At 58.0% G+C, this 10,110-nt stretch carries 3 protein-coding genes; all 3 read right to left on the bottom strand.

Annotated elements, in window-relative coordinates:
* Positions 1-309: 309 nt before the first annotated feature.
* The 3 genes from AWB78_RS34980 to AWB78_RS34970 all read right to left on the bottom strand — a co-directional run bounded on the left by AWB78_RS34980 (position 310) and on the right by AWB78_RS34970 (position 9,908).
* A complete protein-coding gene (locus AWB78_RS34980) occupies positions 310-504 on the bottom strand; it encodes a hypothetical protein (protein WP_157697718.1) in 195 nt (64 codons plus the stop codon).
* Positions 505-537: 33 nt separating this feature from the next.
* Positions 538-6,462 (bottom strand): anti-phage protein ProA, encoded by a 5,925-nt coding sequence (gene proA / locus AWB78_RS34975; RefSeq protein ID WP_062611194.1) that lies wholly within the window; start codon positions 6,460-6,462, stop codon positions 538-540.
* Positions 6,463-8,945: 2,483 nt separating this feature from the next.
* Entirely contained in the window at positions 8,946-9,908 is a 963-nt protein-coding gene (locus tag AWB78_RS34970; protein ID WP_063959061.1) for an H-NS family nucleoid-associated regulatory protein, read from the bottom strand.
* Between the last annotated feature and the right edge of the window lie 202 nt (positions 9,909-10,110).

Raw genomic sequence — 10,110 nt, 5'->3', positions numbered from 1 at the left:
AGCCCTGTAACCAGCCTGCATCGTCTATCCTCCGGATCCATTGCATCTTAACAGTGCCGCTTCCCACCACCCAGCACCGCCGGGAAGTTATTTCTCACTCGTTCCTAAGCCTCTTTGACGCGTTGAAGCCGGTGGGGCGCCGCACCAGAGAGCCATCCGGCATAGCCCCGGATTGGCCAAAGAGGCAAGTACCGGGCTAATCTCCTTGTTGGAGAAGCCATATTTCCCATCGTGGCTCGGTGCGCCCGGGAGCCGAGATATGAGCGCAGTTGCCTGTTCACCGCGCCGATCAGATTCACGTTGCTCTTGTTACATGTTAAACGAGAACGCACCGACCGCGACGGCACGGTTGTCATTCTCGCCGGCTTCATGGTCGACCGCCACAACTAAGTCGCCAATGCGCTCCGCCACGATGCGGTTCCCGAGCGCGGTGCTCGCGTACGCGTCGCTGGCGCCCGCCGTGCGGACCACGTCGATGGCATCCGCGTCGGAGCGGACGTGCATGACGAAAGCGGCCGCCTGCCCCAACGCGGACAGTCAGGGTAGCCTCACTACACTCCCTTCCTCGGCGACGCTTCCTCTTTCAACCAGGCGCGATATTGCCAGCCCAACTCTCGCTTCGGCATCTGCTGGCGTCCGTGCCATGCCAATCAGTCGGCAAACGGATTTGGCGACATCTGACCTTGGTGCACTCCCCACCTGCCCCAAGACGTGCAACACTCCGTTGGCCAACTCCTCCAGGCACACATCATCGACCTTTCGACGTGAAGGCTCGTCATCGGATGCCTCGCGAAATAACGTCCACTCCGCCGGACTTACCTTTGCTGGCCAGTAGAAGGTCACGTTGCCCTCCGACGTTCTACTCAGCTCGCGAGGCGTCAGCATCCGAAGCCGGTCAACGATTCGAGTGCCGGTCCGCTCCAAGCCCCATGCTCGAGCAATTCTGCGATGAAGAACGTTCTCATGGATTGGCCCCTCGGCCTCGACTATTTCGATCAACTGCTCCGTGAGTTTTCGACCATGGGCCAAATCGTAGAAGCCATCCGGCTTCCCTCCCGCCGGGGCGATGACCTTGTACTTGGGGAGAGCTGCACTCGCGTCGGTTGAAATAGCCGGCGAAGCAACGCTGTCAGCAATCTCGGCCTCTATGTTCTCCGGGAGAGGCGCGACTACTTGCATCTCCTCCGCAGGGTCAGTCTCGAGGAGTTTGTTTAAACGAACGAGTAGCTTTTGCACCTCGACCTCTGGGTTCAACCACCAATCGGTCGACCAGATTCGATGAAGACGCCATCCCAAACCTTCTAGGACTACCTGACGAAGGCGGTCGCGATCGCGTGCGGTTGCGCCAGAGTGGTACGCCCTGCCATCGCACTCAATCCCCATGAGGTAGCGACCAGGCGCGCGAGGATCCACAACGCCCATGTCGATACGATAGCCCGAGCATCCTACCTGGGGGTGCACGATCCAGTTATGGTCTCGCAACACCTTAATGACCTGGGTTTCAAACGGACTGTCGGGCTCCATTCCCGTCGGTAGTGACTGTTCCAGCAAAGCGCGCGGACCCTTCAAGGCGAATTCCAGATAGTGCTTCAGGTCGCGTACGCCCGCGGCTCTCACGCGCGAAAGGTCTATCTGCTCTGGCCGAAGTGTGCTGAAAATGACAACCCGCTCGCGCGCCCGGGATACCGCGACGTTGAGGCGTCGCTGCCCGCCCTCGCTGTTGAGCGGACCGAAGTTCATAGTGATTTTGCCCGCTGTATCCTGACCGTATGTAATCGAAAAGAAAATGACATCGCGCTCATCCCCTTGAACGTTCTCCAGGTTTTTGATGAACAAGGGCTCGCGCGCTTGCGCCGAGATTGCCTTGTCGAGCGGCGCACTGCTTCGACGTCGAGAATCCAATAGCGACTCAATTAGGGCCTGCTGGGGTTGGTTGAACGTAACGACCCCCAGCGTGTGATGCCGCAAATTCGCATCCAGATAATGCTGCTCGATGCCGCGCACGATAGCCTCAGCTTCCGCACGATTCGTACGACTGCCTCCCCTGTCGTACACGCCTGCGACACGCTCCAGGCGTACGGCCACGTCGTCAGTCACCGGAGACGGGAAAGTAATCAGTTGGGAGTCGTAGTAAGTGACGTTGCTGAACGTGATAAGGCTCTCATGCCGGCTGCGGTAATGCCACTGCAGCCGCTGACGATTCATTCCTGCGCCCAGGCACTCGTCAAGAATGCTCTCGAGGTCTTCTATCTGCGCATCGTCGCCGGTGTTGTCGTCTGATTCCGTAGATTTGCTAAAGAAGCTTGTCGGCGGCAGTTGTTTCGTGTCACCCACAACAACCAGCTGCTTACCACGCGCGATCGCGCCCACGGCATCCCATACAGGGATCTGGGACGCTTCGTCGAAGACCACGACGTCGAATTGGGCATGACCCGCATCCAGGTACTGCGCTACGGATAGCGGCGACATCAGCAGGCAAGGCTTCAGCTTGGGCAGCAGACTTGGAAGACCATGCATGAGCTGGCGTACTGGCGTATGGCGGGTCTTCTTTTGCAGTTCACGTCGCAACAGCCCCAATTCACTATCGCCGCTGACCACCATGCCCTTCGCCGCGGGCACCTTGCCTGCGAGCAACGCGGCAACGTATTGAGCCGTGAGCTGCTGGAAACGCTCATCCGCCTGGCGGAATTCCCGAATCTTTCGTTCGTGGTCGGCACTCGAGAAGGTTCGCAGAATGGGATCCTTGTCGATGATCTTCTTTAACCACCAGCTCTGGTAACTGAACTCGAAGTGCTCCTCGACACGATCCAGCGGCACACGCCCGTCTTCCAGCGAATTGACAAGACCCTGGAGTCCCAGATGCATAGCCTGCTCACGAACCTTGCGCCACAAACACCACGACATAAACTGGCTCTTCGCTCGTTGCCATTCCTCGATGATGCCCAAGATGCGCTCCAGCGCGCCCTCCGCATCAGTCGGCCCCTGCAATGGCGCTGTGGGGTGCGCCAGTGCTTCTAGTGCCGAATGCTTTGCCCGCAGTTCGCGCCACGCGTCTCGATACGCGAGAAGGACCTTGGCCAACGCCGCGCCCGGCTGGAGCAAGGCCCGATTATCACTGACGAGACTTTGAAATCTGGCTCGCAGTTCTGCCGAAGAAGACGGGTCTCCCGCGATCAAGGTGACAGCATCCGAGAAACGCTGTGCCCATTGTTCATGTCGTAACACCTGGTCCCAGTCGGTCTGTACGCCGCTGAAGGTGTCTTGTAGCAATCGTTGCGCATCTTGTTTCAATGCCAAAAGTTGCTCGTCTTCCGCGTTAACGCCTGCCAGATGAGGCAACATCGCCGCAAGGACTTCGCCGGTCGGGCGCTTGCCGTCTGAACGATAGACTGCCAGTCTTGTACGAATGGCGCGCTTGTTCAGCATGGATTTTGGCCACCACGTATTCGACGCTTGCGCCCACTCGTCTTTGAGAGTATTGGCGCCAAGTTCCGATAGATGCTCCGTCCAGCCCGACTCCAGCTTGCTCCAGTGTTCGTTGCGGGCCTTGCCATGACGTGCAAGCATCTGAAGTCGCGCCCTTGCATCGGCGTCGTGCGCCTGTGCGGTCACACCTTGAGGTACCTGTGGCGCGCCAAGCAGAACGTCTATCAAACGGTCGACGTTCTCATAGCCTTCCAGGCTTAACCCAGCGGTGGAGATTCCCAGGTTGCCTTCGACCGCAGAGGCGGCTCTTCCTTTGAACGCCTGAACAGCCTGTTCGAGCGATCGGGCGACTGTGAGCAACTCGTCCTGCCAGGTCGGCGTCCAGTCGACCCTCCCGACGTGCCCGAGTGGATGGCCATGCAGCGCCACCAGCGCGCCTGAGAGTGTCTCGATTCGTTTCGCGGTCTCGCGTAAATTTGCGACCGCTTTGTGGTCGTGCGCCAATGCGTCTGCCCAAGGCATGAGAGACGCGTCCTCGCCGGAATGCTCAATGCAGGTGCCGATCGCCCCGTAGACAGTTAGTCCGTTGGAATGCGCTTGATGCAACGCGTCGACCAGCCCGTTAAGTTCCTGACGAAGCTGTCCAAGGCGTTCTGCCTCCCTGCTCCACTCTTCGTTCGTGCGCTTTCCATTGAAATCTAGGGCTTTGCCAAGTTGCTGCAAGACTTCTGATTTGCGTGCTTTAGATGAATGAAGTTCGAGACAAAACGGGCCCAGACCGACTGTCTCGAGTCTCCGATGCACAACTTCCAGCGCAGCCATTTTCTCGGATACGAACAGAACCGTCTTCCCGTTGGCCAACAGGTGAGCGATCATGTTCGTGATGGTTTGGCTCTTTCCGGTGCCGGGAGGCCCTTCGAGCACCAGATCTCGTCCAGAGCCGACAACGCAGATGGCCTTCAACTGCGAAGAGTCGGAAAGCATGGGCGTGAAGAGGTCCTGCGGCTTGTACGTCTCATCAAGCCTCTCGAAGCGCTCGTCTGCCTCTTCCGTTTCGAATGCCTGCCCGGGATTGTCGATGAGATGCTTGACGACCCGATTCGCCTTCAGTTGCTCAGTTCGGTCCTGGAGGTCCTTCCACATCAGGTATTTCGTGAACGAGAAGATACCCAGGTGCGCTTGCTCAAGTACCTCCCATTTCGGAATCTCACGGACCGCCAGGCGGAAGACCTGCAACACCTTCCCCACGTCCACGCCCTTCTCATCCAAGGGCAAAACATCCAACCCTCCAATGCGCAACTCGAAATTCGAACGCAACATTTGCAGGAGAGTCGGGTTGATGATCGTCTCATCGTCGTGGCGACTAAGCCTGAAGCCGCTTCGTACCGACTGGCGCTGCAGCGAAACGGGAACGAGAATGATCGGCGCTTGATGCACAGCCTCCGCGCTTTCCGTCTCGGTCCATCGAAGCATTCCCAAGGCGAGATAAAGCGTGTTGGCGCCGCCTTCCTCCAAACCGGTCCGCGCAGCACTAAAGATGCTCAACAGATTACCGTCTAATGCCTCCTCGGGAACGCGTGAGATAAGCTCCTTGTTCGCCAGGGCATTGAGCGCCATATCGTCGAGCGGCGCACGTCCGCTTCGATTGGCGTGAACCTCCGCCATCCGCGGATCCTTGCCTTCCATCAGGGTGGGCATCGGACGAACGCGAAACTCGACGCCTTCCGCAATCGCGTCCTCGAGTTTGCCAAGATCCGGAGCGACCAAGGCAAGTGTTGATTTGGTTGTCTTGAAGTTGAGAAGGCGGTTTCGCAGTGTCAGGTCCAGCAATCGGGACTTCCACTTCGACAATCGACCATCTGGCGTCTCGTCGACAATTACATCCAGCGGCGTCAAAAATTCTGGATCGAGCGGCGGGAGTGCCGGCGTCGGTTCGATTGATGCTGGCGCATCGGTATCAAGGACCTCGGTTCGCTTGATGCCCGCCACTTTGGATGGTAATGGCCGGATTTGTAATTCGCGGGCCCGGTGGATGTCTACGGCGTAGCGAAAGGTGTCCTCCTCCAGCAAGTGGGCAGCCCCTTGTTCAAACGCAATGCGCAGGGATGGCCGACGGCTTGCATGTTGAGCGACACCCGTCGTCTCGAACACCAAAAATTCGCCGCTGTCCACGCGCTTTCGAATAGCCTGGACGTCGTCGGTCAGAGGATCAGGGAAGCAGGCCTGATGGAGCCACACGCCTACCCATGCGTGGCCATCCTTTATCAGCACGACGGAGCGCAACCCGGCCTGCTCCATGCACGAGGAGAAAAGCATCGCGAGGTCGAGGCAGGTCGCTATGCGCCCCTCAAGAATGCGATCCGGCGTTCGAATTTTCTGCCCGTCGATGCCGAATGACGCTGGCGGCTCTGCATACTGAAGGTTCTCTGCAGCCAGGGTGCTGTAGATGGCGGAAATCTGCTTCCAGACGACATCACGACTCTTCGACTGGTAGCCGTTCATTGACAGGTCATTGTGCTGCTCCCGCAGCAACTTGGACGCTTTGCCGATAAGAATGTCGATGACAGGATTGTTCGGCATCGAGTAGGCCGCAAGCAGTTCTGGCATCGCTCGAGTACCTGCCCACTGATCATAGGCCAACACCTCGATAGGGTGACTTATCCTGGCGAGCTCGGTATCACCAGTCTGTGCGACCACCGCGACCGATGCGATTACTGCCTCCTGAAGGTCAGCCAGATAATCGTGATCGGGTGCCAAGTCCAAGGGCGAGATGCGCCTGCTTTCGTTTGGCGCGAGCTTTGCAAAGCGGAGTTTTGTACCTTGGGCGAAACGCGGGTTGCAATGGACCAGAACCTCCACGTCATCAAGAGGTGCGTCGCCCCTGTTGGTTACGCGGAAGGCACGGATCACCGGCACAGAATTCTGAATGGAAGCGTAGCCCAGGGTCGGGTCCGCTTCAACCTCCAGCAGGAGCGAGGCGTGCGCCTCCAGCCCGGTGGCGCCAGTTTCTTGATGCAATTCTTGTTGGATGTCCATCGTTCCCCACTTAGCGGTCTTTTGCTTTTTGCCAGTCTCACGTTTTGGACGTAAGAATACGCTATCTCGGCAATTCGTCGGATAAGTTGAACGTTTTCCGGCGGGCGCCGATTAAAGGTTGCATTGTTCGGCTTTCTGCAGGAAAGCAGGCGGAGATGCGCGCATTTAAACAATTCGGGCATGAAGACGGATCTTGCAATAAGCGGCGAAAGCCTGACCGCCGAGTTTGATTCGGCGCAGAAAGGCAAATTTCTGTTCGTATTAAACGTGAATGGCGTCCAGCGGTCGAAGCGCTGAGCTACGCCGGGAACATGCGACCCGACGCGCCGTATCCGCGTCTCGACGCAGCGACTGGATCGTGACGAAGGTTGCGGGCGGCACGTCAGAGTCGGTTCCCGAACTGCACTTCGAGGTTACGGTTATCCGGCACCTTGAGCTATATGAGCGCGCGGATTTGCGATACGGAGTCGGGCAGCTTCGGACCGGCCCCTGTCGGTGAGGCGGATGACATCGTCGCAGTAGTACGCAAGCTGCTGACGACGGCATCCGACCTGACGCGGTCGCGACGCGCTCCAGGCGGAGTACGGTCGACTGATCATGTTGATTGACGCCTAGAGGCATGGTTCCTTCTCCTCCGCACCGGGCACCGCAACAGCGTTGAAGCGGGCGACACCCTCCCGGCGATCTGAAAGCCGCTTACCAGGAAGGTGCGGACCATGCGCTGCAGTACCTCCCGCCCTCGAGACGCGCCTCGCTACCCGCGGCAGACGACACATGGCGCAGAGCCCGACAACCACCTCCTGGATGCCAGCCGCGCAGCGGCCGTAACGCCACCAAACGCGAACGGGCTAAGCACTACCCGCGAGAGAACAATGACCCGCAGACGAGAGGGGCACTCAACCGTGCATTTCAGATACGCCTCCGCGCCGATAACGGGCGACACATGATAGTCGAGCCCGGCAATTACCTTCCTGGCTGCCAAGCCGCGCAGCGGCCTTCGTATAAATGAGCGCGCGACGAGAGCAAAGCATATGCTTACGCGAGCATATGCTTTCTTATTTCGAGCATATCCTTTGGTGAGAATATGTTCTTTGAGAAATGGAAAAACATGCTCACGAAAGAAACTCCTAATGAGCATATCCATACTTTAGGGTAGCTAGGCATAGCCGGGGCCCCTGCATGCTAGCGCAGGTGCTCCTTCCGCCATCTTTTTACTTCAATGGCTCCGCCAGACTGTTTCGGGTCCCGCGCCTCTAGCTTCGCTAGCGCGTCCGCTTCTCAGGTCCCATCCCCGTGGTGCGGATTTCCCCAGCGCGCCACCGGTCACACCCGTCCGCGCTGGCGGTCACCACCGAAGCTCTTCAGTTGGAAGAGGCGGTACTCTCGTCGGGCGGCCTGTGCTCGGCCGACGCGTGACTATTAAGGTATATCACCGCAATGCAAATAAAGTCAATACTATATTCGCGCTGCATTGCCGATGCAAATAACAGCGCTCGAAACCTCCGCTTATTCAATGAGAGTTTATCGAAAATGCCAGAATGAAAACTTTTCTATCCATATGTGTTTCCAACAAAGAGACACCAATCGACCAGTATCACATTGGGAAGTCAACAGCCACCGACAGTCGCCGATCTGTTGGAAGCGAATGCATCTCCGGTCCCGATGCTCAGTGAATTAGGCGACTTCGCGCGACCAAGTGTAATGACCGGACAATACATTGCGACAGAAAGATGATGATACCCACGGAGCTGGCGCCGCCGGATGTTTCCTTCAAGCGGGCTTGGGCTGCTTAAGCAGCTTCGATGCTACACCCTCCTTCTCACTTTGCGAGGCGACGATCCCATTGAAACGGCCATCGATGAACGCTGAAATGTCGATCTTCCGCTTCAGCGCGCCGGTAGCAAAAGATTGTCCGAAATCTGCGGTTGACGCCCTCGCCGCCCTAAAGGACGGCTATTCCTTCTGCAAGACGGCCACGCCCGGCCGCGAAACTGTCGGAGAAGTGTCCGTCTTGCAGTCTCGTGCCTGCGGCATCGGAGATGCATCCCCGTGTTGAGGACGTTCTTTGCTGCGTTGACGTCGTGGTCTTCTTTTGGACCGCAAACCTCACATCGCCAGACCCTTATTCCAAGACCTGCGACACCTTTCGGTCCCGAGAGGCTGGCTTACGTGTGAAGCAGTTTCCACACGAAGTTCCGAATACCCTTCAACCCAGACCTGCGCCATGTTCACATACGCTGCTGCCAGTATTGATCGCGCCGGTGATCCGCTCGCTGACGTGCATGACGGCGCGCTTCGCCCGCTGCATCAGCACAAACGTCGCCGTCCCATTACGCGGACAGAAAACTGTCCCTCATGTATGCCACCCGGGCGCGGGTTGATCTCCAGGTGGCCGGAAACTGCAGCGCCGTGATCGTTATGACTGGAACGACAATTGCCGCGAGAGCGTCAGAAGACGCTGCCTTCTGACGAGTCACGTTGAATTATGCCGTTTCCGACGTACCGCTCTCCCCGGCTTCCGGTTTCGGACTGGATACCAGCGGCGCGCTCTCCGGTGCTTGAGATACCTTCTTGACGGCCACTTTCCTTGCGCTGCCCTTCTTTGCTGCCGCTTTCTTGGTCGCCGCTCTCTTCACGGGAGCAGTCGTCGCCGGAGCCTCGCTGGTCGCAGTCGCAGCGGTTTGAGCCGGCGCCTTCTTTGCAGCTGCCGTTTTTGCAGCACCTTTCTTCGCCGCAACCTTCTTGGCCGTCGTTTTCTTTGTCGCCGCTGTCTTGGTGGCTGCCTTCTTGGCTGCCGACTTTTGCGTCGGCGCCTTCTTGACTACCGCTTTCTTCGCCGCCGTCTTTTTCGTCGCCGTATTCTTCGCCGTCGCCTTCTTCGTTGCTGCCTTCTTCGCCGTCGCCTTTTTCGCAGCAGGTTTCGTTGATTCCGAAGAGGCCGCACCCGACGCGTTGATCAGAAACGCCGTACGGTCCGCGGCTGACGCAAGCCATGCGGGCGCCTTTCCTCGGCCGCTCCACGTCGCACCACTTTGTGGGTCACGATATTTTGGTTCTTGGGGACCACGCACATAGTTGCCGGCCTTCGGCTCCTTCTTCGCTGGCGACAGCGTCACGACCTTATCACCATCGACAAGGAACTTGCTACGATCCTTGGCGTTCGCGATCCAAGCTGGCGCGCGTCCATGGCCGGTCCAGGTCGCTCCAGTTTTCGGGTCCCGATATTTCGCCGCGCCGGGCGCATTCTTTGCGGAATTCTGAGTACCTGCCTTGCGACCACGACTCGTATTCCGCAAACTCTCTTCAATGTCGGAGAGCGTAAGTCCGTGCTTTTCAAGCAATTCGTGAATCTTCTCTACTACGCCCGATGTTTGCTTCTTCGCAAGGGCTTCTGCTTGGGCCTGAAGCTTAGATATTTTGGACTGAATGTCTTTCAACGTGGCCATGGCTGCTCCTCAAGAAATTTGTGGTAGCACTATGCCACACCTAGGCCCATAAGTCCCTTTGAACAGGGACAAAGCACGACAGTTCCGCCGAAGAGCTGAGCGAACAGCGCTCAATGTCTAGCGCGCTTGAGTGCTGTGACGATCGCTGGGCGTTAGACAGTGGACTCCGCCGCCACGGCGTGAACTTTCACTTAGTCGTGGA

It is taken from the genome of Caballeronia calidae, assembly GCF_900044055.2.
In the GTDB taxonomy this organism is placed as follows: Bacteria; Pseudomonadota; Gammaproteobacteria; order Burkholderiales; family Burkholderiaceae; genus Caballeronia; species Caballeronia calidae.
The sequence above is the reverse complement of the archived record's forward strand: the minus strand, read 5'-3'. Positions and strand labels throughout refer to the sequence as shown.

Excerpts from the sequence above, each read along its gene's own strand:
- proA (WP_062611194.1), bottom strand. The coding sequence starts at position 6,462 with ATGGACATCCAACAAGAATTGCATCAAGAAACTGGCGCCACCGGGCTG.
- AWB78_RS34980 (WP_157697718.1), bottom strand. The coding sequence starts at position 504 with ATGCACGTCCGCTCCGACGCGGATGCCATCGACGTGGTCCGCACGGCG.
- AWB78_RS34970 (WP_063959061.1), bottom strand. The coding sequence starts at position 9,908 with ATGGCCACGTTGAAAGACATTCAGTCCAAAATATCTAAGCTTCAGGCC.